This window comes from Cryobacterium sp. MP_M3 (genome assembly GCF_015752155.1).
Classification (GTDB): Bacteria; Actinomycetota; Actinomycetes; order Actinomycetales; family Microbacteriaceae; genus Cryobacterium.
The window spans coordinates 249,194-273,897 of record NZ_JADOVI010000003.1; the positions used below are offsets into that span (position 1 = coordinate 249,194).

The following is a 24,704-nucleotide window of genomic DNA, read 5'->3' on the forward strand; positions in this document are numbered from 1 at the left end:
ACTACTTCTCTTCTCTATCTGATTCAGCCTGGATGTCTTCATCCGTGCCGATGCTTGCGGAAGCCTGGAATTCCATCAGCGCGGCCCACCGGGGATCGCGCTTTTCTTCTGGTTCGAGTTCAGGGGCCTCGGCAAGCCGCTGCCCGGTCTCTGGGTCGAGACCTGGGCAATCCGGCCGGCAAACCGGCTGGAAAGGCAGTGATAACACCACTGCGTCCCTGATCAGAGGTTCAAGATCCACGTGGTCATCTTGAACTTCACACTCATAAGCTTCGTCTAGAGAGTACGCGAAAAGCTCGTGAAACTCGACTTGGACAGGCAACTCGATGTCAATCAGGCATCTTCCGCACTCTCCGGCGGCCTTTCCGGAGATCTGGGCGGACACGAGGATGCCCTCGTGCAGGGTCTCCAGGCGCAGGTTCACGGTCAGCGTGGAACCGGCCTTGACGGCCACCAGGCCCTCGCCGAGGTCACCGGGCACGACGATCTCGAGGTGGCGCTCGTGCATGGTGCCTGGCCGGTTGATGAGGTCGCGCACATCGACCTTGTACGGGGTCTTCTTAAACTTGGTCACGGTGGGAGATTCTACGCGTCCGCGGGCAGGGTCCCGTTCCGTGCCACCCTCGACGGCCTCCGCAACGAGGCAGGCAGCACGATCGCACGGATGCGCACCGGCCAGGAGGCGCCGGCGTGGATCGCGCGGGTGACCTGGTCGAGGTCCGCGGCCAGCCCAGCCGGGGCCTCGCCCGGCGTGGCGGCGCCGGGCCGGCCGAAGCGCTGGCGTTCGGCCGCCACCAGCAGCCGCCGCAGCACAGCGACGTGGTCGCCGGCCGTTGGGGAGACCAGACCGGGAAGCAATTCCAGGCGCGCGACCAGTTCCCGCGGGGTCTCCGTGTCACGCACCCGCACCCCGTGGTCGACGGCCGTGTCGACGAGTTCGTCCCAGGCCCAGCCTGCGGAGCCCGGGCCGGCGCGGACGCGCCGGCGCCGTCCCTGCCTTCGGAGTGCTCGCGCGCCGCCGGGGAGCATCAGCACGATCAGGACGGCCGCGAGGCCGGCGGTGAGGTTTCGGGTGGCATCGCTGCCTCCGCTCGGGGAGGTGGCGGCGCGGCGACCGTCCGACGGGTTCTGGGCGCCCGGGTCGGCATTCCGCGGCGCGGCCGTCGAGAGCCCGCCGACCTCGCCGCCGAGCGGAACCTGGGCATCCGTCGCCCTCGTGTACGCCGGCACCGTGCCGCGCCCCGGCGTCGGCTCGAACGCCAGCCAGCCGATTCCGCCGAAGTACAATTCCGGCCAGGCGTGCAGGTCGTGCGCGTCGACGTTGAACCGGTCCCGCCCCTCGATGTAGCTCGTCGACCGCGACCCGGGCAGGTACCCGATCGCGATCCGTGCGGGGATGCCGACGGACCGGGCCATCACCGCCATCGCCGAAGCGAAGTGGACGCAGTAGCCGCGTTTCACCTCGAGGAACTTGCCGACGACGTCGACGCCGCCGCCGTCGTAGCCCTCGGCGACCGGGGCATCCGTGTCGTAGCTGAACTCGCCGCCCCTCAGGTAGGTCTGCAGGGCGACGGCCGCGTCGTAGGGCGAGATCGCCCCGCTGGTCACGTCGCGGGCGGTCTGGTCGATGATGGCCGGACGATTCACGGGCAGGTCGAGGTTGCGCCGGATGCCGACCGGGTAGCGGGTGCCCGCGGCCCGGAGCTGCTCGGGCGTCGGAGCGAGTTCGAGCGCCGTGACGGTGTACTGCTGACCGCGGGTGATGCTGTTCGCGCTGGCGATGGTCGAGGTCGACCGGTCCCAATACCAGTCACCGACGAGGCCGGTGACCTTCTTCGGCGCGAACGGTGTCGGCAGCCACCGGGCCGCGACGCCGTCGATGACGATCTGCGTCGTGGTCTCCCTCGTGGCGACCTGGGAGGAGAGACCCTGCGGCAACGCGATGTCCTCGACGTTTTCGTTGGGACGGGACGGTTCGACCCTGGCCATCCACGTGGCGCCCACGAAATTGTCGAGGGTCAGCAACTTCAGGTAGGGCGGCGGGGACGCACTGGTGCGGTAGTGCAGGGCCGCACTGGACTGGGGGCGCCTGAGATCCTGCCCGAGGTTGATCAGCGGGGTGACGCCGCTCCCGAAGAGCAGCGTGCCGACGTGCCCGGTGCCGGCGAAGCCGCCGCCGGGCACGGCAGGGGTGGCGACGCTGAGCAGGAGCGCCCCCACGATGCCGATGCTGCCGACCACCATCGCCCCCCACAGCGGACCGGGGCCGCGCCGGCGCACCGGGCCGACCACCCGGGGCGCGTGCGGCCCGGCCGGCGGATTCTCGGCCTCCCTGGTTCTCCGCACCCGCACCTCCACGCGCAACAGGATGAGGAACGCGATGGCCGTGAGCACAAGGGACAGCGGGTCGGCCCCGCCGTCGACGATGAGGCCGGGCACGGCGACGGGCACGAGCGCGGGAAGCCCGGCGAGCGCCGGAACCCGGAGGGTGATTGCGAGCAGGTGCATCATCATCGCGATCACTCCTGCCCCCGCGCAGAGCAGCAGCAGGATGCCGGGGACAGGGTCGGCCGGCGTGCCCTGCTGCTGGATGGACTCCATCCCGGAATCGACCAGCCTGCCGAACCGGGCGAGGGTCTCCAGCGACGGGACAAGCCACAGCAGCCCCGTGCCGCCGCCGAACAGCAGGGTCAGCGTGGCGAGCAGGATGCCGAACCCGGCGACCGGGGCGAGCGACTCCGCCAGGCCGGCCCGGCGGAGCCCGGCCAGACCGAGCAGCACGGTCGCGGACACGAACGCCATCAGCCACCACCAGGTGGTGGACTGCAACAGCGCGCCGAGGGCCCCGTTCGCCACGAGCAGCAGGAGCAACAGCGCGCCGGTGACCGGCCACTCGGCGCGGAACGGGCGCCGCCGGCGTGTTGCCGCCTCGGGCCGGCTCATCCGGGCTCCCGTCCGGTGAAGGAGGCCGCACCCGTGGCCGCACCCTGGGCACGCGCGGCGTCCAGCCAGACGGCCGGGATGTCCCGGGCCGAGCGCACGGGCACACAGCGCCAGCCGGCGTCGCGCAGCGTCTCGATCGCGGGCGGTCGCATCGTGTCGAGAATGAAGGCCACCGCGGGCCGGGCGGCGGCGCCGAGGGCTGCCAGCTCAGCGGCATCCTGCTCGTCGATGTCGACGAGGACTGCGAAGGTCGGCAGCGGCAGCTGCGATGCGTAGCCGCCGGAGCGCGCGGGCGCGGGCGGGGCCCCGCCGGCCGGGACCGGCTCGAGGGGGACCACGCCGGCCAGGCCCTCGAGCAGCAGCCGCATTCCGCCGGCCGCCTGGAAATCCACGGCCGGGTCCCCGCGCAGGCCGCCGCGGCCCGTCCCGGTGCGGGCGGCGAACTGGCTGGGCCCCAGTTCGACGAGGTCGAGCCGGAAGCCGGCGTCCAGGAGGTGCACTCCGACCGAGGCGACGAGTTCAACGGCCACTTCGAAGGCCTGGTCGTGCCGGAAGCGGCGGTCGGGTCCCTGGCCGGGCGGCGGCGCAGGGCGGCCCCGCAGCGCGGTGTCGAGCACGATCCTGGCCACCGGGTTGCTGCGGTGTTCCTCCTGGCGCACCATGATCTCGCCGTGCCGCGCGGTCGCGGGCCAGTTCACGCGCCGCAGCGGGTCCCCCGGCCGGTACTCCCGGGCGATCAGTTCGTCCGAGTTGTGGTTGAGGTGCCGCAACCGCTCACGGGCGTCGCCGTCTCCGCCCGCGCCGGTCAGACCCACCCCCGGCAGCGGAGTCGCGGTCGGGGTGACCACGAGATCGAGGGGCTCGCCGACCGCCCATTCGCTCGAGGCGAGGCCGAACGGGTCATAGCGCTCCAACCGGAGTGGGCCGCTGGAGTAGATGCCGCGGTGCCGGGGAATCAGCGAATATTCGAGCCTGACGGCATCCGCGCCGTTGTCGCGTCCTCCCTCGAACCGGTCGAGTCCGGGCAGCACCAGGGCACCGGGGGCGGTGAGCCCCGGGGCGCCGGTGTCCCTCCAGCGCAGGCCGTAGAGCGGGCGGACGGACAGGTTGCGCACGGTGAGGGACACGATCGTTTCCCGGCCGGCCTCCACGACCGCGGGCCGGAACGCGCGGCCCACCTTCACCGCCACCGGGCGGATCGCGACATAGGCGGCGGCGGTCACGGGAACGAGCAGGAGCAGACAGGCCACGAAGAGGATGTCCCGTCGCCCGGTGAAGAGGTACTGCACCAGGAAGAGAGCGCCGACACCGAGGAACGCCCCGCCCCGGAGGGTGAGCCGGGGAAACCACAGGGGCCGCCGCGACGAGGACATGGGCCTAGGGGCATCCCTGGGCGCCGACCGGCACCGGCGTGGCGTCGACGATGCGGGTGACGATCTCCTCGATCAGGGGGGCGGCATCCTGGTGGTGATGGCCCAGCACCCTGCTGCTGGCGACCATGCGGTGCCCCAGCACGGACACGGCCAGCGAATCGATGTCGTCGGGCAGCACGTACTCCCGGCCGTGGAGCGCGGCCTGCGCCTTCGCCGCGCGGATGAGCTGCAGGGTCGCCCGCGGGCTGGCCCCGAGGCGCAGGTCCCGGTCCTCCCGGGTCGCCCGCACCAGGTTGACCGCGTATTCCTTGACCGCGCCGGACGCGAACACGGCGCGCGCCGCGGTCATCATCCCCCGCAGCTGGGCTCCGGAGACCACTGCGGAGATGCCCGCCAGCGGGCTCGAGGTGTCCCGGGAGTCGAGCATGGCCAGCTCGGATTCCTTGTCGGGGTAGCCCATGGAGATCCGGGCCATGAAGCGATCGCGCTGGGCCTCGGGCAACGCGTAGGTGCCCTCCATCTCGATCGGGTTCTGGGTGGCCACCACGGTGAACGGCAGGGGCAGGAGGTAGGTGGAGCCGTCGACCGTGACCTGGCGTTCCTCCATGCATTCGAGCAGGGCGGACTGGGTCTTCGGACTGGCCCGGTTGATCTCGTCGCCGATGACGATATTGGCGAAGATGGCGCCCGGCTTGAATTCGAAGCGCCGGTCGGCCTGGTTGAACACGGACACCCCTGTGACGTCGGACGGCAGCAGGTCGGGGGTGAACTGGATCCGGCTCACCGTGCAGTGCACCGACTTGGCCAGGGCCTTGGCGAGCATGGTCTTCCCGACCCCGGGGACGTCCTCGATCAGGAGGTGCCCCTGCGCCAGCAGCACGGTCAGTGCCGTCCTGACCGCCGCGTGCTTGCCGTCGATGACCGTCTCCACGTTGCGGATGATCGCCCGCGCGGACGCCTCGACGGCGGCGAGGTCCATCGGCGTCTCCACCTCGGCCTCGTCGACGAGCCCGGCCACGGCTCCGACCGCGGTCCCGGCGACCGCCGGGCCCGCCACCACTCTGACGGGTGCTCCGTTCACACTGGCGCTCCGTTCACACTGGTGCTCCGTTCACACTGGTGCTCCGTTCACACTGGTGCCTTCTGCAGGAAGTCGGCGACGACCCGGGGGACGTAGGGTGCGATGTCCCCGCCGAGCGCGGCCACCTGCCGCACCAGCGAACTGGACACGTGCGCGTTGGCCGGGTTCGGCAGCAGGAAGACGGTTTCCACGGATGCGAGGTTGCGGTTGACGATCGCCATGGGGGTCTCGTATGCCACGTCGATCTGGGAGCGAATGCCCTTGACCAGCACGCTCGCGCCGACCTCGAGGCAGTAGTCGACGAGGAGACCCATGCTCCACGACGCGACCGTGATGTTGTCGGGCAGTCCGGCATCCTTGATGGCCAGCTGCAGCAGCGACACCCGCCGGCTGATCGGCAGGAGCGCCGACTTGGCGGGGTTGTGCACGACGAGGACATGCAGCTCGTCGAAGAGACCGGCCGCCCGTTCGATCACGTCGAGGTGCCCCAGTGTGACGGGGTCGAATGATCCAGGGACGACGGCGATCCTGCGCATACGTTTCACCCTAGCCCCACACCGTGAACGGCGCCCGTGCGGAGCCCTTCTCGTCAGCCTTTCGTCAGCGAGGCGCGTTCGGAGTCGTCGAGCCGGCGCCGCACAGCGTCGCGCAGGGCGGGCACGCTGTCCAGTTCGGGGTCCCACCCGATCAGCGCCTGGGCATGGCCTCTCGCCTCCCCGATCAGGTCGCCGTCGGTGACCACGCGCAGCAGGCGCAGCGAGGATCTCCCGCCGGACTGGTTGCTGCCGAGGACGTCGCCCTCCCGGCGCAACTCGAGGTCGACCTGCGCGAGTTCGAAGCCGTCGAGGGTCGCCGCGACGGCCTCGACCCGCTCACGGGACACCGATTCGGCTTCGGCGGTCGTGACGAGCAGGCAGAGCCCCGGCACTCCCCCGCGACCGACCCGGCCGCGCAGCTGGTGCAATTGGGAGACACCGAACCGGTCGGCGTCCATCACCACCATCGCCGAGGCGTTGGGCACGTCGACGCCGACCTCGATCACGGTCGTGGCGACGAGCACATCGATCTCGCCGGCGGCGAAGGCGCGCATGACCTGGTCCTTCTGTTCGCTGGTCATCCGGCCGTGCAGGGGCTCGATTCGCGCCGAGGCGAAGATCGGCTTGGCGCGGAGGTCGGCGAGCATCTCCTCGACGGAGGCCGGCGCCCTGGCCTCGGGGTCGAGGACCTCACCCTCCTCGAGCTGCTTGGGCGCGATGGCCGGGCACACCACGAACGCCTGCCAGCCCAGGGCGAGCTCCTCCGCGAGCCGCTGCCAGACCCTCGTCGCCCAGGCCGGCTTGTCACCGAGGGGCACGACGAACGTCTCGATGCCCTGCCTCCCCTCGGGGAGCATGGTGATCGTGCTCACGTCGAGGTCGCCGAAGACGGTCATCGCGATCGTGCGCGGAATGGGGGTGGCGGTCAGCACCAGCACGTGCGGCGGCACCGCCCCCTTCTGCCGGAGGGCCTCACGCTGGTCGACGCCGAACCGGTGTTGCTCGTCGACGACGACGAGTCCGAGGTCGAAGAAGGTGACCGCGTCGCCGAGCAGCGCGTGGGTGCCGATCACGATGCGCGACTGGCCGGACACCGCCCGCAGCAGGGCCTTCCGGCGTTCGGCGACGGGCAGCTGCCCGGTGAGCAAGGTCGGCATGAGTTGCACGGCCAGGTCTGGTCCGAGGGCGCGCACGATCGAGCGCAGGTGCTGCCCGGCGAGGACCTCGGTCGGGGCGAGGAAGGCGGCCTGCCCGCCCGAGTCGGCTACGGCGAGCATCGCCCGGAGCGCGACGACCGTCTTGCCGGAGCCGACCTCGCCCTGCACCAGGCGGTTCATCGGCGCGTCCTCGGCGATGTCGCGTGCGATCTCGTCGCCGACGACCGCCTGGTCGCTTGTGAGGGTGAATGGGAGGGCGGCGTCGAAGCGCTCGAGGAAGCCACCGGGAACCGGCAGCCGTGGCACGGCCTTCTGGGCGCGGGCGGAGTTGCGCTGCTGCACGAGCGCGGTCTGCAGCACGAACGCCTCGGTGAACCGGAGGGTGTCCCTGGCCCGGTGCCAGTCCGAGTCGGTCTCGGGCCGGTGGATGAGTTCGAGCGCCCGGCCGTGCGGGAGAAGGCCCCGTTCGGCCCGCACCGCGGCCGGGATCGGGTCGGGCACCCGGCGGATCGCGTCGAGCACGACCTCCACCGTCTTGGTGATCTGCCAGCTCGCGATGGCGTTCGTGGCCGGGTAGATCGCGATCGGCTGCTCGATCCAGAGTTTCGCGTCCGCGGCATCCGTGGGCATGTCGGGTTCGTCGTCCTCTCCCGAACCGAACAGCCGGTAGGTCGGGTGGGTCAGCTGCAGGTGACCGCGGTAGTCGGACACCTTGCCGGCGAACATGCCGCGCATGCCCGGTGCCAGTTGTCTCGCGCGCCAGGACTGGTTGAAGTAGGTGAGGCTCAGGATGCCGCGGCCGTCGGAGATCTTGACCTCGACGATCGACCCCTTCCGGGCCTTCATCTGGCGTTCCTCCACCGTGCGGATCTCGGCGATGATCGTCACGTTCTCGTCGAGGGGCAGATCGCTGATCGCCGAGAGCTCGCCCCGGCGCGCATAGCGGCGCGGGTAGTGGCTGAGCAGGTCGCCGACCGTGACGATGCCGAACGCCTTGGTGAGGGCGGTGGTCGTGCGGCCGCCGACGACGTTCGCCAGCTTCGTGTCGAGCGTGACGGTATCGAGCGTGACGGGTGTGTCGGCACCGGATTCATCGGCACCGGATTCATCGGCACCGCGTTCGTCGGCACCGCGTTCGTCGGCACCGGGCGTGTCGGCACCGGGCGTGACGGCAGCCGATTCGGTCATGGCTCGATCGTAGGCTCGGCCCCTGACACTCCGGTCGCGTCGGCGGCCTGGTCGAGCAGGGCCAGTTCGGCGCGCACGAAGTCGTCGTCGGGCCGCTCGGCGGCCAGCTGCTGTTGCAGGGTCCTGGCCTCGTCGGTCCGGCCGAGGGTGCGCAGGCAGCGCGCGACGGCCCAGCGGCCCAGATGGCGCTGTTCATGGGTGCCGACGGTGTCCGCCGCGCCCAGGGCCGCCTCGAACTCCGGCAGGGCTTCTTCCGGGCGGCCGGAGTCGTGCAGGAACCAGCCGAGGTTGTTGTGCAGCGCGACTCCCCAGCGCCGGGTGCGGGCATCCGTGGCCGTGTCGAGGAGTGCCAGACCCTCGGCGGCCCACTCCTCCTCGTGCCCGGTGTCGGTGATGGCCAGCATGTGCAGGGCGTCGAGGGCGAGGAACTGGGTCCCGGCGGATGCCGCCTTCCGCACTGCGAGGGTGAAGAAGGGCACGGCCTCATCCGGCCGGTCCATGCTGCGCAGGAGCCGGCCGTGTTCGAGGGCGACGCGCGCCTGCAGCCGGTCGGTGGGTTCCCCGGTGCTCTCCTGCACCGCGGCGAGGGCGGCCAGTCCGTCGTCGAAGCGGCCGAGGAGGCCGAACGCCCGGGCTAGCTGGGTGGCGAGCTCGGCCCGTGCCTCGTCACCACGACCGGCGTCGTCCGCGGCCTGCTGGAAACGCTGGGCGGATGCCGCCGCGTCGGTGAAGTCCCAGAGGGAGTCGAGCAGGGCCTGACTGACCGGGCCGGTCCCCCGCGGGGCCGGGCTGGGCGGCACGGTGGCGGCCGGCGGAATCGGATCCGCCGCGAACGCTGCTGTATCGGTCACCGGTCCATCATGACATCCGGCGCCCTCCGCCGCAGCCGGCGGGAGGGCGGCCGACGGCAGGGCGGCGGGCGATAGGCTCGATATCTCATGACGCGAATTGTCGCCGGGTTTGCCGGTTCCCTGCCCCTGGCCGTGCCGAAGACCGGTACCAGACCGACCAGCGACCGGGTGCGCGAGGCGATCTTCTCCGCCCTCGATGCCCGCGACGTCGTGCGCGGCGCCCGCGTTCTCGACTTGTACGCGGGGTCGGGGGCGCTCGGGCTCGAGGCGGCCAGCCGGGGCGCACGCATCGTGACGCTGGTCGAGAACAGCTTCGGGGCTGCCCAACTGTGCCGCAAGAACACGGACGCCGTGCTCCGCGCGGCCCCGAAGAAGAACGCCCCGAAGATCAAGGTGACCTCGCAGGCCGTTCAATCGTTCCTTGCGGCCACCGGCGAGGGTTTCGACCTCGTCTTCCTCGACCCGCCGTACGACCTGCCGGAGATCGAGCTGGGGCACAACCTCGCCGCGCTCGCCCCGCTCCTCGACGCGGACGCCCTCGTGGTCGTCGAACGCAGTTCCCGCTCCCCCGAGCCGGCCTGGGGTCCCGGCCTCGAGAGCGAACGGCGCAAGGACTACGGCGACACCACCGTCTGGTACGCCGCTCCCGTCGCCGCGCAGGCCTGACCTGTTGCGCAGGCCTGACCGGTTGCGCAGGCCTGACCGGTTGCGCAGGCCTGACCGGTTGCGCAGGCGCCGGCCGGAGGCTCAGCCCGCCGCGCCGTCCCAGCCGCGGTAGGGGTCCCAGCCGCCCTGCGTGTGCGGGGTCCCGTCGACCAGCACCACGCCGGCCGCGGCTGTGACGACCCCGAGCCGGCGGAAGCCGTCCGGCAGTTCGACACCCGCCGGGAAGGTGGCCAGTAGCCCGTGGTCCTCGCCGCCGCCGAGGGCGCGCTCGACCTGGCCGCCCAGCGTCGTCGAATCGAAGTCGATCCCCACCCCGCTCGCCCTGGCGAGCCGGCCCGCGTCGATGGCGAGCCCGTCAGACACATCGAGCATCGCGGTCGCCCCGGCGAGCGCGGCGGCAGGGCCGCGGTCGATCGGCGGCTCCGGGGCGAGCTGGGCCCCGATTTCCCGGGGATGCCGCTCCCGCAACGCCGCGGCGAGCGCGGCATCCGGGGTGCCGCCGGCGTCGACCCCGAGCCGGAACAGCAGGCTCAGCCCCCACCCGGCGTCGCCGAGCCGCCCGGCAAGCGCCACGACGTCGCCTGGGCGCGCCCCGGAGCGCAGCACGGGCTCGCGCCCCTCGAGGTCTCCGAAAGCCGTCACAGCCAGCGTGAGGGCGTCGGAGGCGGACAGGTCGCCGCCGACGACGCCGCAACCGGGGGCCAGGGCCTCGCAGCCGTCCCTGAGCCCGTCGGCGATTCCCTCGATCACCCAGATCGGCGTCGACGGGGGCGCGGCGATGGCGACGACCAGGGCGGTCGGTCGTGCTCCCATGGCGGCGACATCCGACAGGTTGGTCGCGGCGGCCTTCCAGCCGAGGTCGTGCGGGGTCGACCAGGCGAGCCGGAAGTCCGGGCCCTGGATCATCATGTCCGTCGTCACCACGTAGCGCCCGTCGGGCGCCCGCAGCACGGCGGCGTCGTCACCGGGCCCAAGCAGCTGGGCGTCCGAGCCGGGCAGTCGCGGGAAGATCCGGGCGAGCACCTCGCCCTCGCTGAGGTCGGCGAGCGTCTCGCTCGAGGGGAGCGGTGCGGCCGCAGCATTCGTCATGCATCAAACGGTAGCCTGAATGCAATGACCCCCCGCTCCCGTCTCCTTCGCGCCGCCCTTGGCATCACGCTCGTCGCCGGCACTGTGCTGCTGACCGGTTGCACCGCGATCGTGCCGCTCGAGCCGTCGAAGGACGCCGCCAATCCGACCTGCGCCGACCTGATCGTGCGCCTGCCGACTGCCGTCGCATCGTTGCCCGAGCGTGAGACGAACGCTCAGGCCACAGGCGCCTGGGGCACCCCGGCCGCCGTGCTGCTGCACTGCGGAGTCACCGTGCCGGTGCCCACCACCCTGCCCTGCCTCAACGTCAACGGCATCGACTGGATCGAGGACGACTCCGAGGCGCCGCTCTACCGGTACACGACCTACGGCCGGGACCCCGCGACCGAACTGGTGATCGACTCGGGGAAGGTCAGCGGTTCGACCGTCCTGGTCGACCTGGCCAAGGCGGTCTCCGCCATCCCCGCGACCGGGCAATGCGTCGGCGTGGACGACCTCACCATCCCCACCGACGGCGGCACGGCGGTCCCCGCACCGTAACTGTCAAGTGTTACGTCTCATCCCGTCACGGGGAGACGCCGGGGAACGGGCGAGTCTCCCCGAGGCGTAGCGTCGCCTCCGAGTCGTCGTCGTCGGACGCGGCCGCCAAGGGACGGACACACAGGCAATGCTCCTCACGGGCCTCGCACTCGGAATCGCGCTCGGCTTCACGATGCAACGCGGCCGTTTCTGTGTGACCGGCGCGTTCCGGGACCTCTGGATCACCGGCAGCACCCGCTGGCTGACAGCGTTTCTCATCGTCGTCGCGGTGCAGAGCGTGGGCGTCTTCGCCATGGATACCGCGGGTGTGATCACCCTCGCGCCGCGGGACTTCGCCTGGCTGGCCACCATCATCGGCGCCTTCGTCTTCGGCTTCGCGATCGTTCTCGCCGGCGGCTGCGCGACCGGCACGTACTACCGCGCGGGCGAGGGCCTCGTGGGCAGCTGGTTCGCCCTCATCTTCTACGCCCTCTTCGCCGCGATGTCCAAGACCGGTGTGCTCGCGCCGGCCGTCGACGGCCTGCGGGCCGTGACCGTCCACGCCTCCACGATCCACGGGCTCCTCGGCCTGTCGCCGTGGATCCTGGTGCTCGTGCTGGTCACCGGCGTGGGCCTGCTCGCCCGCCATCACCTCTCCAGGCGACCTGAGCTCCCGGTGGCCGCGCTCCCGCCGCGAAAGAGCGGCCTCGCCCACCTCCTGTTCGAGAAGCGCTGGGGTGCCTTCAGCACGGCCCTGGTCATCGCCGCGCTCGCCATCCTCGCCTGGCCGCTCAGCTGGGCGACCGGCCGGGAATCCGGGCTCGGCATCACCGGCCCGTCCTCCGCCCTCGTCAACTACCTCGTCGGCGGCGATTCCCAGGTCGTCGACTGGGGCGTCTACCTCGTGATCGGCATCCTCACCGGATCCTTCATCGCCGCCGCGGGCAGCGGGGAGTTCCGGGTGCGACTGCCCGACGCGGTCACGACCGTGCGCAGCATCGCCGGCGGCGCGCTGATGGGCATCGGTGCCAGCCTGGCCGGCGGCTGCACGATCGGCAACGCCATGGTCGACACGGCCACGTTCGGCCTGCAGGGCTGGGTGTCCCTGGTCTTCATGATCCTCGGCACCGGCGCGGCGACGCGCGTGTTCATCACCGGGCCCGCGACGGCGACGGCCGCTGCCCGGGTTGCGGTGCCGGCGGGCCGTTAGAACCCGCGGCTCCCAGAGACTCATCCCCGAAAGCTCATCCCGAAAGAAGGAGCACCACCATGTCGCAGCACGTCCTCGAAACCGACGGCCAGGTCTGCCCGTTCCCGCTGGTCGAGGCGGGGGCGGCAATCGCCCTCCTCGCGCCGGGCGATGAACTGGTCATCAACTTCGACTGCACCCAGGCCACGGATGCCCTCCCGCAGTGGGCTGCGGAGCACGGCTACCCGGTCACCAACTTCGAACGCGTCGGCAACGCCCAGTGGACCATCACGGTCCTGAAGGCGTGAACCCGGGACCAGAGCCCGCGTCCGCTCCAGTGCCGCTCAGGCCGCGCGGACTCCGCGGCGGCTGAGCGCCACCTCGATCAGCTCGTCGATCAGCTGCGGATAGGTGTAGCCGCTGGCGAGCCAGCAGCTGGGGAACATCGAGATCGGCGTGAATCCGGGCATCGTGTTGATCTCGTTGATCACCCAGCCGTCCGCGGTGTGGAAGAAGTCCACCCGGGCGAGGCCGGCACCGTCGATGGCCTCGAACGCGCGGATCGCGAGCCTCTGCATCTCGGTCAATTCCGTCGCCGACAGGTCGGCCGGGCAGACCAGGTCGATGCCGGGCGCGCCCAGGTACTTCGCGGCGAAGTCGTAGAAGTCACGGCCGCTCACGAGCACCTCGCCGGCGACGGATGCCCGGGCCGGCTCCCCGCGACGCCCCTGGAGCACGGCGATCTCGAGTTCGCGCCCGACCAGGCCGGCCTCGATGAGCACCTTGTCGTCCTCGGCGAGTGCGACCCGCATCGCCTCGGGGAGCTGGTCCCGGGTCGATACCTTGCTGACGCCGACGCTGGACCCGGCCCTGGCGGGCTTGACGAACACGGGAAGCCCGAGCTCCTCGATCGCCGCGTGGGCCATCCCGGGGGCCTCGGTCCAGTCATCCGCCGTGATGGTGCGCCACGGCGCGACCGGGAGGGACGCCTGCTGGAAGACGGTCTTGGTGAAGTGCTTGTCCATGCCGAGGGCCGACGCGAGCACGCCAGACCCCACATAGGGCAGTCCGGTGAGCTCGAGCAGGCCCTGGACGGTGCCGTCCTCACCGAACGGCCCGTGCAGGATCGGGAAGACCAGGTCCACGTTGCCGAGCGAGCGGGCGCCGAGCCCGGCGCCGTCGGTGACGGTCAGCTGCCGGCTGAGAGTGCTCTCCGGCCAGCGCACCCGGCTGCCATTGTCGAAGACCTCCGGCAGCTCGGCCTGGTTCAGCGCGAACCGGGCCGGGTCGTCCTCCTCGAGCACGAAGGCGCCGTCCCTGGTGATCCCGATCGGGATGACGTTGTAGCGTTCGCGGTCAATTGCCGCCAGGACGCCGCCCGCCGTGGCGCAGCTGATCGAATGTTCGCTTGACCGACCCCCAAAGAGCAGCGCCACCGTGAGCTTGTGAGTCATCGATCGTCCTTTCGCCCTGCGGCTCATCCGAGTCCGTGGTGAGGTGCGGGGCGAGGTCCCGCGGTTTCAGAGTACCGGCCAGCACCTGGCGGACCTGCTCGACGATGGGCATGTCCACCCCCTTGGCGCGGGCCAGGTCGAGAATGGGGCCGACGGATGCGAGGCCTTCCGTGGTCTGCTGCATCTGCTTGACGACGTCGGCGATGCCGTAGCCCTGGCCGAGGAGCCGGCCGGCGGTGTTGTTCCGCGACAGCGGCGACTGGCAGGTCGCAATGAGGTCGCCGAGCCCGGCCAGCCCGGCCAGGGTCTCCGGCTGGGCGCCGTAGGCCACGGCGAAGTCGGTCATCTCGACCAGGCCGCGGGTGATGATCGACGCCTTGGTGTTCTCCCCGTAGCCGACCCCGTCGACGATGCCGATGGCGACCGCGATCAGGTTCTTGAGCACGCCGCCGAACTCGGTGCCGATGACATCCGTGTTGACGTAGGAGCGGAAGTACCGGTTCGTGGCGAGCATGGCGACCGCCTGGGCGGTTTCGAGGCTGTTGGAGGAGACGACGGCCGCGGTGGGCTGCTCCTTGGCGATCTCGAGGGCGAGGTTGGGTCCGGAGATGGCCGCGATCAGGTCGGGGTTGATCGGCAGGACCTCGGCGATGATCTCGCTCATCCTCATGCCGGAGCCGCGTTCGACGCCCTTCATCAGGGAGACGACGATCGCGCCGGGCGCGAGGAACGGTTCGGCGAGGATCAGGTTCTCCCGGAGCGACTGGCTCGGCACGGAGACGAAGACCTGTTCCGCGCCGGCGAGGGCGAGGTCGAGCCGTGAGGTGGCGCGGAGCCCGGCGGGCAGGTTGATGCCGGGGAGGTAGTCGCTGTTGCGGCGCCCCTCGGTGATCTCCCTGGCCAGTTCGGGGCGGCGGGCCCAGAGCACGACGTCCGCTCCGCCGTCGGCCAGGATCTTCGCGAATGTGGTGCCCCAGCTGCCGGCACCGAGAACGGCGACCCGCTTGCCTGGCTGAACCTTAGGCTTCAAAACGGCCGGTCTCTTTCTGATCGTGTTCGGCGGGATTCCAGCGCTTCACGGGCGCCTTCTCCCCGCGGAGGTCTTCGAGCAGGTGCGTGATGGCTTCCATCACGACGGTGGTCGCCTCGTTCAGCGTCGCCGTGTCCAGGTTGCGGCCGCGGAATTCGGCCAGGTCGATCGGGTCGCCGATCTTGACCAGCACGGTCTTGCGCGGAAACAGGCTGACCCGCTTCGAGTACCGGGGCATCAGCGCCTGGGTGCCCCAGTGGGCGACCGGGACGATCGGGATTCCCTGCTCGAGGGCGATCCGCACAGCCCCCGTCTTGCCGCGCATCGGCCACAGGTCGGGGTCGCGGGTGAGCGATCCCTCGGGGTAGACGACGACCATCTGGCCGTTGCGGACGAGCCGTTCGGCTGCCTTGACCGGTTCGTTGCCGCGCACGGCACCGCCGCGGGCGACCGGGATCTGCCCGGACTTGCGCAGCAGGGCCCCGAGCACGGGGATCGCGAAGACGGATGCCTTGGCCATGAACCGGGGCGCACGGCCCAGCTTCCAGCTCAGCACGCCCATCACCAGCGGGTCGATCTCGCTGAAGTGGTTGGGCGCCATCACGAACGCGCCCGACCGCGGGAACTTGCCGGCATCGGTGATCTTGTAGCGCACCGACAGGTTGATCAGGGGCAGCACGAGCGCCGCCAGCACCCAGAACACCGACGGCCGGGTGGTCTCCGACCCTTCCCTGGTCTTCGTCACTGGTTTCTTCGGCAGTCGTTCATCCGGCTGGGACTCTTCATCGGGAACTGGCACAGGCCCATTATCCTTCGAGATCGAAGTCAGCCCCCAACAGTTCGAGCTTGGTGATGAAGTTCTCGTAGCCGCGGCTGATGATCCCCACGTTGCTGACGGTCGAGGTGCCCTCGGCGGTGAGCGCCGCGATCAGGTGGCTGAAACCGCCGCGCAGGTCGGGAACCTCGATGTCGGCGCCGTGCAGCTTCGTCGGGCCGGTGATGACGGCCGAGTGGTTGAAGTTGCGCTGGCCGAAGCGGCAGGGGTGGCCGCCGAGGCATTCGCGGTGGATCTGGATCGTGGCACCCATTTCGACGAGGGCGTCGACGAAGCCGAACCGCTGCTCGTAAACGGTCTCGTGCACGATCGAGACGCCGTGCGCGTGGGTGAGGGCGACGACGAGCGGCTGCTGCCAGTCGGTCATGAAGCCCGGGTGCACATCGGTTTCGATGATGACAGGCTTCAGGTCGCCGCCCGGGTGGTAGAAGCGGATGCCGTCGTCCTCGATGTCGAACGCGCCGCCGACCTTGCGGAACACGTTGAGGAACGTCAGCATCTCCGCCTGCTTGGCGCCGCCGACGAAGATGTCGCCGTCGGTGGCCAGGGCGGCGGCGGCCCAGCTGGCGGCCTCGTTCCGGTCGAACAGCGCGCGGTGGTTGTAGCCCTCGAGGCGTTCGACGCCCTCGATCCGGATCACCCGGTCGGTGTCGACCGTGATGATGGCGCCCATCTTCTGCAGGATGTTGATGAGATCCATGATCTCCGGCTCGATCGCCGCACCCTTGAGCTCGGTGATGCCCTCAGCACGCACGGCGGTGAGGAGCACCTGCTCGGTCGCTCCGACGCTCGGATACGGCAGCGACACCTTGGTGCCCGTGAGACCGTTGGGTGCGGACATCCGGATGCCGTTGGGCTGCTTCTCGACCACGGCGCCGAACTTGCGCAGCACGTCGAGGTGGTAGTCGATCGGGCGGTCGCCGATGCGGCAGCCGCCGAGGTCGGGGATGAACGCCTCGCCGAGCCGGTGCAGCAACGGACCGCAGAACAGGATCGGGATGCGGGAGGAACCGGCATGCGCGTCGATCGCGGCGAAGTGGGCGCTCTCGACGTCGACCGGGTCGAGGAGCAGTTCGCCGGGCTCGGCACCGTCGGTGACCTTGACACCGTGCACCTCGAGCAGCTCGCGCACGATACGCACGTCGCTGATGTTCGGCACGTTCTTGAGCACGCTCGGGCTCTCCCCGAGCAGGGCAGCGACCATGGCCTTCGTGACCAGGTTCTTCGCGCCCTTCAGCTCGATCCGGCCGCGCAACGGGATGCCGCCGCGGATGGTGATCTTGTCGCCCTTCAACCCCACGGCTGCGCCCCAGTTCTGGGCGTTCTGGGCGTTCTCGCGGTTCTGCTCATCTTCACGCTGCTGCGCGACTTCACGATTGCGCTCGATTTCGCTGATTGTGCTCACTGATTTACCTGCTTCACGGGGAGAGTACGGGGCCGCCAGGGCTCCCGATGGGATTCGAATTCTGAGATCCGCGCCTCGTCGCGCAGGGTCAAGCCGATGTCGTCGAGGCCTTCGAGAAGGCGCCAACGGGTGTAGTCGTCGATCACGAACGGGATCGTCAGATCGCCGACCCGTGCAGTGCGGGCAACCAGATCGACGGTGAGTTCTATTCCCGGGTCGGCCTCGATGACGTCCCAGAGGAGTTGGGCGTCCGCCTCGGTGATCTGGCCCGCGAGCAGTCCCTGCTTGCCGGAATTGCCCCGGAAGATGTCGCCGAAGCGCGGGCTGAGCACGACGTCGAAACCGTAGTCGCGGAGCGCCCACACGGCGTGCTCGCGGGAGGAGCCGGTGCCGAAATCGGCACCGGCGACGAGCACCCTGGCCCCCTGGTAGGCCGGCTGGTTGAGCACGAAATCGGGGTCCTGCCGCCAGGCGGCGAAGAGGGCGTCGTCAAACCCGGTCTTGGTGACCCGCTTGAGGTAGACGGCCGGGATGATCTGGTCGGTGTCGACGTTGGATCGGCGCAGCGGCAGCGCGATTCCTGTGACGGTCGTGAACTTCTCCATGGTCAGTTGTCTCCATCCTGGATCAGGTCCCACGGGCTGGACAGGGTGCCCCGGATCGCGGTGGCCGCGGCGACGAGCGGGGACACGAGGTGGGTGCGTCCGCCCTTGCCCTGCCGGCCTTCGAAGTTGCGGTTGCTGGTCGAGGCGCAGCGTTCACCGGGGGCGAGCTGGTCGGGGTTCATGCCGAGGCACATCGAGCAGCCGGCGAACCGCCACTCGGCGCCGAAATCGGTGAAGACCTTGTCGAGGCCCTCTGCCTCGGCCTCGATCCGCACCCGTGCGGACCCGGGAACGACGAGCATCCGCACTCCGGCGGCGAGGGAGTGTCCCTTGACGATCTCGGCGGCGGCGCGGAGGTCTTCGACCCGGCTGTTGGTGCAGGAGCCGAGGAAGACGGTGTCGACCCTGATCTCCTTCATCGGGGTGCCCGCGGTGAGGTCCATGTATTCGAGGGCGCGCTCGGCGGCGGCGCGTTCGTTCGCGTCGATGATGCCGGCCGGGTCAGGCACCATCTCGCTGAGCGAGACGCCCTGGCCGGGGTTGGTGCCCCAGGTGACGAAGGGTTCGAGGGAGTCCGCGTCGAGCACGACCTCCGCGTCGAAGACGGCGCCGTCGTCGGTCGGGAGGGTGTCCCAGTAGGCGACGGCGTCCTCCCAGTCCTGGCCGGACGGCGCGTGGGCGCGGCCCTTCAGATAGGCGTAGGTGGTCGCATCCGGGGCCACCATGCCGGCCCGCGCGCCGGCCTCGATGGACATGTTGCAGATCGTCATCCGACCCTCCATCGAGAGGTCCCGGATGGCGCTGCCACGGTACTCGAGCACATAGCCCTGGCCGCCGCCGGTGCCGATCTTCGCGATCACGGCGAGGATGATGTCCTTGGCGGTCACCCCGGGGCGCAGGGTGCCGTCGACGGTGATCGCCATCGTCTTGAACGGCTGCAACGGCAGCGTCTGCGTGGCCATGACGTGTTCGACCTCGCTGGTGCCGATGCCGAGGGCCATAGCCCCGAACGCGCCGTGGGTGGAGGTGTGGGAGTCGCCGCATACGACGGTGATCCCGGGCTGGGTGAGCCCGAGTTGCGGTCCGACGACGTGCACGATGCCCTGCTCGATGTCGCCGAGGGAGTGCAGGCGGACGCCGAATTCCTCGCAGTTGCGGCGCAGGGTTTCGATCTGGGTGCGGCTGGTGGGGTCCGCAATGGGCCGGTCGATCGCCAGGGTCGGGGTGTTGTGGTCTTCCGTGGCGATGGTCAGGTCGGGGCGTCGCACGGGGCGGCCGGCCAGGCGGAGTCCGTCGAAGGCCTGCGGGCTGGTCACCTCGTGCACGAGGTGCAGGTCGATGTAGATGAGGTCGGGCGTGCCGTCCTCGCCCTTGGCGACCAGGTGCTTGTCCCACACTTTTTCGGCCAGGGTGCGCGGCGGGGTGCCCGTGAATGTTGCGTCAGTCATGTGTGTGTGCGTCTTCCTCAAGATTGGTGGCAGCCAACGACAGACTCCGCGACGAGGGAGGCCTCAGAACTGGGACTCGTCGCGGCAGAGAAGAAGAAGTCGACCGAACAGCACTCCGACAGGCTAACACTTCGCCTGCGACGAGACGGGAAGCGGTGCTCATTCGCGGCTGACGGTGACGCCGAATTCGCCCAGGATCAGGTGTGAACCGGATTCAAGAAATCCGTGCCCGCCCGGGTCGAGATCGGTCACGAGGCCGTCTGGGGCGGTGATGGACACCCCGTTGGTGGAGCCGAGATCGGTCACCGACAGGGTCTGGCCGTCGAGGTCGATCACAGCGTGCGTCTTCGAGACCGACCTGGCGGGGTCGTGCACGGGGACGAGCCCGGCGTGCGGGCGGGAAGCGACCTGGGCCGGGTCGCGGCCCAGAACGAGCGCCCCCGTGACGGCGATCGATTGCCCATCGTCGAGGGTCAGTCGCCAGCCGGCCACGGATGACTCCTCCGCGGCGGGCACGGACCGCGGGGGCAGTGCGGAGGCGGGCATCCCGCCGATCGGGGCAGGCAGGAAGGCCGGGAACGAGGCCGGTGCGACCTCCTCCGCCGGGACGGTCGATTCACCGTCCCGCTCGGGAACGAGCCATGGCGGGGGAACGATGAAGCCTGGTTTGTCCACCCCGCCACTCTACCGATGGGCGCCGGTTCGCTCAGTCCCATCTGTCCGGTCCCGCTTCCGCCAATCCTGCTTGTTCCAGTCGCGCCGGGAACGGATCCGGAACCGGCTGACCAGCCGGCGCAGACGTCCTGCCTTCGTCCCGGCGATCCCGAGTGAGTCGAGGGCCTCGGCCCAGCTCTGCTTCACGAGGACATCGTCGATCTCCCGGCCGTTGAACACGGCGCGGTCGACCCGGCCGGCCAGCGGGGTGAGCCCGGCTGGTGCCGGCTGCCGGCCGACCGGTTCCTGGTCGACCAGCTGGCTCTCCAGCGCGGCGGCGACGACGAGCCGGGTGGTGCCGCGGGGAACTTCGAAGCCCAGCTCGGAGTATCCGTCGGTCAGTTCGTCCCAGGATCCGGCCACCCGTACGTCGCCGCTGCCCGTGCCGCGCCGGCGACGGCGGCGCCGCGCCTTGAGCGCGCCGATCACGAGCACGGGGCCGCCGACCAGGAGGGCCGGGATTCCGACGACGCCGATGACGGCCCACGCCCACCCGGGCAGCACCAGGCCTTTGTCCTTGTCGTCCTTCTTGGTGTCGTCGATCTCGACGGCCGTGAGGAGATCATCGGACTGGTTGTCGGAGCGTGGCGGCTGGCGCACCTGGGGCTGCGGCACCGACTTGGGCTTCGGGGTCTGGTCCTGCGGGACATCAGTCTGGTCGGGAGTCGGGAAGAACGGCACCCAGCCGATCCCGTCGAAGGCCACCTCGACCCAGGCCGTGACGTCGGAACCGGTCACCTCGACGCTCGCGGCGCCCTCCGGCACGTCAGGGGCGAAGCCCATCACGACCCTGGACGGATAGCCGAGGCTGCGGGCCATCAACGCCATGGCGGCGGCGTACTGCTCCTGGTCGCCGACCATCTGACTGCGGGTGAAGAGCTCGTCGATCCGGTCCGCACCGTGGCCTGCCCGGGAGGGGACGCCGTCGGAGGCCAGGCCGTGGCTGAGGAAGCCCTGCGTCTTCAGGGCCTTCTGGATGGCGCGGAGCTTGTCGATCGGGGTGTCGGCGCCGCCGGTGTACTCCGCCGCCTTGGCCACGACGACGTCAGGGATGTTCTCCGCCGCCGGCAGGGTCATCGCTGCGACCGGGACGGCCTCGAGGTCCTCGTCCTTGTAGTTCCGCTGCACCTGGGCCCTGGTGGTGTAGCGGTAGCCGCTCTTCACGCCGGCGGTCAGCACGGCGGTGCCGCTGCCGGCATTGTAGCGCAGGCTCTCGGCCTCCGCACTGCTGGCGGGGTCGTCGAAGTCGATGGTGCTGGGGTAACCGACGCCGGGCAGCCAGACGTCGGCGTAGCCGGAGTCGGTGATCGTGACGACGCTCGATTGAACGCTTGTCACCAGCGGGGGGCGGGGAATCGTGCGCCCGACGAGGCGGAAGCTGCCGGATCCGCCCGCCTCGTTGTCGGCCGCCGCGACGTTCCACAGCTTCCCGTCGTAGGAGTCCATGCTGGCTAGGCGGAGGACCTGCCCGGTGGCCATACCGGTGGCCGTGAACAGCGCGGTGTCGGCGAGGGTCTTGGTGTACCGGCGGAATCCCGCCAGCGGGCTCGGGAACTGCAGCGGGTCGAACTGCGGCTGGATCTCCTCCCGCAACACGAATCGGTCGTTCTGCACGGGGGCGAGCACGGTGCCGGCCAGCGAGCCGACCAGGATGGCCCCGACCACGACGACGGCCGTGCCGGCCAGTTTGCGGCGCAGCTGCCGTCCTGCTCCCGGCACGTCGCCCCGGTCGGTGTCGGGGCGGCGCCAGCCCAGCCAGACGAGGGCGATCACGGCGAAGGCGACGCCGCGCAGTCCGGCCAGGTAGGGCTCGTCGGTGCCCATCAGGATGCCGGCCAGGTAGAGGAGGACGGGGCCGGCGAGGAGGGCGCTCGCCCGCCAGACCGTGCGCCGACGCCGGGGCAACCAGCGCAGGGCGAGCATGCTGCCGACCACGGCGATCAGCCAGGCGGCGAAATAGGGCAGCACGGGCATGTAGTATGGCGCCTCGACGGGCGTTCCGAGGGTGACGATGTCGGCCCAGCCGAAGACCGCGCCGACGGCGAGTCCGGCGGCGGAGGCGACGCTGGGGAACACGATGAGCAGACCCTGGGCCGGCATCGTGAACGGGGTGCCGAGAAGGAAGTAGGCGAGGATCGCGGCGAGGATGCCGACCAGGGCGCCCAGGCGCAGGCGGAAGGCGAGGATGGCGACGCCGGTGCCCACGATCAGTCCGCCGAGCCCGGCGAGCAGGAAGTTGTAGTCGCCGAACGACGTTTCCAGGCCGAGTACGCCGAGCACGGACAGGGTGCCGAGCACGGCCAGGTCGGCGCCGGCCCGGGCGGGGAACGGCTGGAACCGGCTCATCGGTTCACCCGGCGCAGCAGTGCGGGCAGGTCGGTGAGGTGGCCTACGGTGATCACGGTGAGTCCTGACACTGCGGAGAGGCGAGGCGTCGCGCCCGCGTCGATGCGGAAGGCCACCGTCTTGGCGTCCTGCCCGAAGAGCGTCTGCACGGCACGGAACTGGGCCAGGTCGACCTGTGATCCGGCGATGATCATGACCACGCTCGGGTCGGGCAGGCGCCGGGTGGCGTCCCTGGCGAAATCGCGCAGGGTCGGGTATCTCCCGGACACCGGGTCGATCCGACAGGAATCGTCCAGCAGGGCCACCGGGGTCGCCGTCTTCAGCAGCCTGCCCTCGGTGACCACGCTCACCCGGGTGCCGTCGCGGATCACCTGGAGGGCGAGGGACGCCGTGACCGATACTCCGAGCTCGAATTCCTCGTCGGAGGAGTAACCGGCCGACTCGGCACTGTGCACGATGGTCAGCTGGGAGCGCCGCGTCTCCTCGAACTGACGCACCATCAGCTGGCCGGTGCGGGCCGACGTGCGCCAGTGCACGTTCCGCAGCGCGTCGCCGGGCACGTAGGCCCGGAGCGCGTGGAAGGAGATGTCGTTGTTGGTGATCTTCTTCGTGACCTCGCCCTCGAGATCGCGCACGAGTCCCGCCGCGGAGGTCTGGAGCCGGGCGGTGACCGGGTGCACGAAGAGCTCGACCGGGTCGGTCCAGCGCACGGTGCGGCGCAGCAGGCCGAGCTGGTCGCCGCGCACGGACACGGCCGGTCCGGCGACGATCACCGCTCGCCGGTGGGTGGGCACGGCGAACAGTTCCTCGTGCCGGGCCGCGGCGGCCAGTCCGGGGATGACGAACTCGGCCAGCCCGTTGCCCACCGGCAGTTCCATCCGCGCGGGGAGCAGCCCCTTCTCCCCGGTGTTGGTGACCGCCATCTGGCCGAGGGCGCGCTCCCCCGCCACGACCCGGTGCGGGTTCAACTGCAGTTCGACGGCGTAGGTCGCCCGGCCGAAGACGAAGCCCACGGCGATGAGGAACGCGGCGAGGAGGGTGGTGGCGAGGTAGGTGAACTCGCTCCAGCCGAACGTCCCGGCGAGAGCGAACGCTCCGGCGGCGGCGGCGAGCACGAGCCAGCCGACGGGGCCGACGACATCCGTCACCGGCGTGATGAATGACCAGCCGCGGGCCAGGAGCGCTCCGGTCAGGCGGCGGGCGTGGCGGAGGGCGTCGCCGAGGGCACGCCGGATGCCGCCCAGCGCCTGTTCGGCCTGGGTGACCGGGCGGGGTGCCTTCTCGGCGACGCGGCTCATGCGGCGCGGTAGGCGGGCGGTGCGACCTCGACGAGGATCCGGCTGACGATGTCCTCGGCCGTGACGCCGGCGAAGTCGGCCTCCGGGTCGACCATGATGCGGTGCGCGAGCACGGGAACGGCGAGGTCGCGGATGTCGTCGGGGGTCACGTAGGTGCGCCCCTGGGACAGCGCCCAGGTCTTCGCGGCCCGGGCGAGGGCGAGCGCGCCGCGCATGCTGACGCCGAGGGTCGACGAGGGGTCGGTGCGGGTGGCCGTGACGATCTCGTTCAGGTAGCTCAGCACGGCGGCGTCGACGAACACGTCGGAGGCGAGCTGGGCCATCGTGTTCACGGAGCCGGACGCGATGATCGGGGTGATCTTCGAGTCGCGGGCCCGGTTGGACGAGTCGAGCAGCAGGGTGACGGCGGTGTCGTGGTCGGGGTAGCCGAGGCTCGTCTTGATCAGGAACCGGTCGAGCTGGGCCTCCGGCAGCGTGTAGGTGCCGGCCTGCTCGACCGGGTTCTGGGTGGCGATCACCATGAACGGGTTGCCGACCTCGTGGCTGACCCCGTCGACCGTGACCCGCCCCTCCTCCATGACCTCGAGCAGCGCCGATTGGGTCTTCGGGCTGGCCCGGTTGATCTCGTCGGCGAGCACGATGGACGCGAAGATCGGCCCCTTGTGGAACTCGAAGATGCCCTTGCCCTGGTCGTAGATGGTGACGCCGGTCACATCGGAGGGCAGCAGGTCCGGGGTGAACTGGATCCGGGAGTTGGTGCCGTCGAGCGTCTTCGCGAGGGCCTTGGCGAGCACGGTCTTGCCGGTGCCGGGGAAGTCCTCGAGCAGAACGTGACCGCTGGTCAGCATCGCGGCGACGACGAGGCGCACGACGTGGTCCTTGCCGAGGATCGCCTGGTTGACGTTGTCGGCGAGTTTGCCGAAGGCGTCGGCGAACCAGTCCGCCTGCTCCTGGGTGACTGTCATGTGGTGTTCTGT

22 protein-coding genes are annotated in these 24,704 nt (G+C 70.4%); 4 read left to right on the forward strand and 18 right to left on the reverse strand.

The window, feature by feature from the left end; translation table 11 throughout:
* Position 1: 1 nt before the first annotated feature.
* From IWX89_RS05820 to IWX89_RS05850, 7 genes are all read right to left on the reverse strand, one after another.
* On the reverse strand, positions 2–574 hold the full coding sequence (locus IWX89_RS05820; protein WP_307836437.1) for a DUF177 domain-containing protein: 573 nt from the start codon (positions 572–574) through the stop codon (positions 2–4).
* An 11-nt stretch (positions 575–585) separates the two neighbouring features.
* Positions 586–2,943: a DUF3488 and transglutaminase-like domain-containing protein gene (locus tag IWX89_RS05825; protein WP_196902608.1), complete on the reverse strand. Its 2,358-nt coding sequence runs from the start codon at positions 2,941–2,943 to the stop codon at positions 586–588.
* The gene (locus IWX89_RS05830; protein WP_196902609.1) at positions 2,940–4,316 is read right to left on the reverse strand and encodes a DUF58 domain-containing protein; all 1,377 of its coding nucleotides are present in this window, start codon (positions 4,314–4,316) and stop codon (positions 2,940–2,942) included. The genes IWX89_RS05825 and IWX89_RS05830 overlap by 4 nt, the downstream gene beginning before the upstream one ends.
* 4 nt (positions 4,317–4,320) lie before the next feature.
* Positions 4,321–5,295 carry a MoxR family ATPase gene (locus IWX89_RS05835; RefSeq protein ID WP_196902674.1) on the reverse strand — a complete coding sequence of 325 codons (975 nt, stop codon included), beginning with the start codon at positions 5,293–5,295 and terminating at the stop codon, positions 4,321–4,323.
* Positions 5,296–5,444: 149 nt separating this feature from the next.
* Positions 5,445–5,933 (reverse strand): pantetheine-phosphate adenylyltransferase, encoded by a 489-nt coding sequence (gene coaD, locus IWX89_RS05840; protein WP_134539322.1) that lies wholly within the window; start codon positions 5,931–5,933, stop codon positions 5,445–5,447.
* 53 nt (positions 5,934–5,986) lie between these two features.
* Positions 5,987–8,278 carry an ATP-dependent DNA helicase RecG gene (locus tag IWX89_RS05845; RefSeq protein ID WP_196902610.1) on the reverse strand — a complete coding sequence of 764 codons (2,292 nt, stop codon included), beginning with the start codon at positions 8,276–8,278 and terminating at the stop codon, positions 5,987–5,989.
* Positions 8,275–9,129, reverse strand: a complete 855-nt coding sequence (locus tag IWX89_RS05850) for a tetratricopeptide repeat protein (RefSeq protein ID WP_307836438.1) — start codon at positions 9,127–9,129, stop codon at positions 8,275–8,277. The genes IWX89_RS05845 and IWX89_RS05850 overlap by 4 nt, the downstream gene beginning before the upstream one ends.
* Before the next feature lie 87 nt (positions 9,130–9,216).
* Between IWX89_RS05850 and rsmD the strand changes: the two genes are divergently transcribed.
* The gene (gene rsmD, locus IWX89_RS05855) at positions 9,217–9,795 is read left to right on the forward strand and encodes a 16S rRNA (guanine(966)-N(2))-methyltransferase RsmD (RefSeq protein WP_196902611.1); all 579 of its coding nucleotides are present in this window, start codon (positions 9,217–9,219) and stop codon (positions 9,793–9,795) included.
* A gap of 81 nt (positions 9,796–9,876) precedes the next feature.
* On the opposite strand, the gene thiL is transcribed toward rsmD, so the two are convergent.
* Complete coding sequence (thiL, locus tag IWX89_RS05860; protein ID WP_196902612.1) at positions 9,877–10,884, reverse strand: thiamine-phosphate kinase; 1,008 nt, start codon at positions 10,882–10,884, stop codon at positions 9,877–9,879.
* A 24-nt stretch (positions 10,885–10,908) separates the two neighbouring features.
* Here thiL and IWX89_RS05865 point away from each other — a divergent pair, with 24 nt between their 5' ends.
* From IWX89_RS05865 to IWX89_RS05875, 3 genes are all read left to right on the forward strand, one after another.
* Positions 10,909–11,424, forward strand: coding sequence for a DUF3515 family protein (locus tag IWX89_RS05865; protein ID WP_134505893.1), 516 nt, complete (start codon positions 10,909–10,911; stop codon positions 11,422–11,424).
* A 127-nt stretch (positions 11,425–11,551) separates the two neighbouring features.
* On the forward strand, positions 11,552–12,613 hold the full coding sequence (locus IWX89_RS05870; protein WP_196902613.1) for a YeeE/YedE family protein: 1,062 nt from the start codon (positions 11,552–11,554) through the stop codon (positions 12,611–12,613).
* 59 nt (positions 12,614–12,672) lie between these two features.
* Positions 12,673–12,900 carry a sulfurtransferase TusA family protein gene (locus IWX89_RS05875; RefSeq protein ID WP_196902614.1) on the forward strand — a complete coding sequence of 76 codons (228 nt, stop codon included), beginning with the start codon at positions 12,673–12,675 and terminating at the stop codon, positions 12,898–12,900.
* A gap of 36 nt (positions 12,901–12,936) precedes the next feature.
* Here the strand turns inward: IWX89_RS05875 and IWX89_RS05880 are convergent, their stop codons facing one another.
* The 10 genes from IWX89_RS05880 to IWX89_RS05925 all read right to left on the reverse strand — a co-directional run bounded on the left by IWX89_RS05880 (position 12,937) and on the right by IWX89_RS05925 (position 24,692).
* On the reverse strand, positions 12,937–14,046 hold the full coding sequence (locus IWX89_RS05880) for a D-alanine--D-alanine ligase family protein (protein ID WP_196902615.1): 1,110 nt from the start codon (positions 14,044–14,046) through the stop codon (positions 12,937–12,939).
* Positions 13,949–15,076 (reverse strand): NAD(P)H-dependent glycerol-3-phosphate dehydrogenase, encoded by a 1,128-nt coding sequence (locus tag IWX89_RS05885; protein ID WP_196902616.1) that lies wholly within the window; start codon positions 15,074–15,076, stop codon positions 13,949–13,951. The genes IWX89_RS05880 and IWX89_RS05885 overlap by 98 nt, the downstream gene beginning before the upstream one ends.
* A complete protein-coding gene (locus IWX89_RS05890; RefSeq protein ID WP_374220488.1) occupies positions 15,066–15,875 on the reverse strand; it encodes a lysophospholipid acyltransferase family protein in 810 nt (269 codons plus the stop codon). Before IWX89_RS05890 ends, IWX89_RS05885 begins: the two co-directional genes overlap by 11 nt.
* Positions 15,876–15,882: 7 nt before the next feature.
* On the reverse strand, positions 15,883–17,211 hold the full coding sequence (gene murA, locus IWX89_RS05895) for a UDP-N-acetylglucosamine 1-carboxyvinyltransferase (RefSeq protein WP_196902677.1): 1,329 nt from the start codon (positions 17,209–17,211) through the stop codon (positions 15,883–15,885).
* A gap of 101 nt (positions 17,212–17,312) precedes the next feature.
* Positions 17,313–17,921: a 3-isopropylmalate dehydratase small subunit gene (gene leuD, locus IWX89_RS05900; protein WP_196902617.1), complete on the reverse strand. Its 609-nt coding sequence runs from the start codon at positions 17,919–17,921 to the stop codon at positions 17,313–17,315.
* Positions 17,922–17,923: 2 nt separating this feature from the next.
* Entirely contained in the window at positions 17,924–19,369 is a 1,446-nt protein-coding gene (gene leuC, locus IWX89_RS05905) for a 3-isopropylmalate dehydratase large subunit (RefSeq protein ID WP_196902618.1), read from the reverse strand.
* Positions 19,370–19,528: 159 nt separating this feature from the next.
* A complete protein-coding gene (locus IWX89_RS05910; protein WP_196902619.1) occupies positions 19,529–20,044 on the reverse strand; it encodes an FHA domain-containing protein in 516 nt (171 codons plus the stop codon).
* A 9-nt stretch (positions 20,045–20,053) separates the two neighbouring features.
* Entirely contained in the window at positions 20,054–22,429 is a 2,376-nt protein-coding gene (locus IWX89_RS05915; protein ID WP_196902620.1) for a transglutaminase domain-containing protein, read from the reverse strand.
* On the reverse strand, positions 22,426–23,727 hold the full coding sequence (locus IWX89_RS05920) for a DUF58 domain-containing protein (protein WP_196902621.1): 1,302 nt from the start codon (positions 23,725–23,727) through the stop codon (positions 22,426–22,428). The genes IWX89_RS05915 and IWX89_RS05920 overlap by 4 nt, the downstream gene beginning before the upstream one ends.
* Positions 23,724–24,692 carry a MoxR family ATPase gene (locus tag IWX89_RS05925; protein WP_196902622.1) on the reverse strand — a complete coding sequence of 323 codons (969 nt, stop codon included), beginning with the start codon at positions 24,690–24,692 and terminating at the stop codon, positions 23,724–23,726. Before IWX89_RS05925 ends, IWX89_RS05920 begins: the two co-directional genes overlap by 4 nt.
* Positions 24,693–24,704: the final 12 nt, after the last annotated feature.

Excerpts from the sequence above, each read along its gene's own strand:
- IWX89_RS05825 (WP_196902608.1), bottom strand. The coding sequence starts at position 2,943 with ATGAGCCGGCCCGAGGCGGCAACACGCCGGCGGCGCCCGTTCCGCGCC.
- IWX89_RS05830 (WP_196902609.1), bottom strand. The coding sequence starts at position 4,316 with ATGTCCTCGTCGCGGCGGCCCCTGTGGTTTCCCCGGCTCACCCTCCGG.
- IWX89_RS05835 (WP_196902674.1), bottom strand. The coding sequence starts at position 5,295 with ATGGACCTCGCCGCCGTCGAGGCGTCCGCGCGGGCGATCATCCGCAAC.
- coaD (WP_134539322.1), bottom strand. The coding sequence starts at position 5,933 with ATGCGCAGGATCGCCGTCGTCCCTGGATCATTCGACCCCGTCACACTG.
- IWX89_RS05845 (WP_196902610.1), bottom strand. The coding sequence starts at position 8,278 with ATGACCGAATCGGCTGCCGTCACGCCCGGTGCCGACACGCCCGGTGCC.
- rsmD (WP_196902611.1), top strand. The coding sequence starts at position 9,217 with ATGACGCGAATTGTCGCCGGGTTTGCCGGTTCCCTGCCCCTGGCCGTG.
- thiL (WP_196902612.1), bottom strand. The coding sequence starts at position 10,884 with ATGACGAATGCTGCGGCCGCACCGCTCCCCTCGAGCGAGACGCTCGCC.
- IWX89_RS05865 (WP_134505893.1), top strand. The coding sequence starts at position 10,909 with ATGACCCCCCGCTCCCGTCTCCTTCGCGCCGCCCTTGGCATCACGCTC.
- IWX89_RS05870 (WP_196902613.1), top strand. The coding sequence starts at position 11,552 with ATGCTCCTCACGGGCCTCGCACTCGGAATCGCGCTCGGCTTCACGATG.
- IWX89_RS05875 (WP_196902614.1), top strand. The coding sequence starts at position 12,673 with ATGTCGCAGCACGTCCTCGAAACCGACGGCCAGGTCTGCCCGTTCCCG.
- IWX89_RS05880 (WP_196902615.1), bottom strand. The coding sequence starts at position 14,046 with ATGACTCACAAGCTCACGGTGGCGCTGCTCTTTGGGGGTCGGTCAAGC.
- leuD (WP_196902617.1), bottom strand. The coding sequence starts at position 17,921 with ATGGAGAAGTTCACGACCGTCACAGGAATCGCGCTGCCGCTGCGCCGA.
- leuC (WP_196902618.1), bottom strand. The coding sequence starts at position 19,369 with ATGACTGACGCAACATTCACGGGCACCCCGCCGCGCACCCTGGCCGAA.
- IWX89_RS05915 (WP_196902620.1), bottom strand. The coding sequence starts at position 22,429 with ATGAGCCGGTTCCAGCCGTTCCCCGCCCGGGCCGGCGCCGACCTGGCC.
- IWX89_RS05920 (WP_196902621.1), bottom strand. The coding sequence starts at position 23,727 with ATGAGCCGCGTCGCCGAGAAGGCACCCCGCCCGGTCACCCAGGCCGAA.
- IWX89_RS05925 (WP_196902622.1), bottom strand. The coding sequence starts at position 24,692 with ATGACAGTCACCCAGGAGCAGGCGGACTGGTTCGCCGACGCCTTCGGC.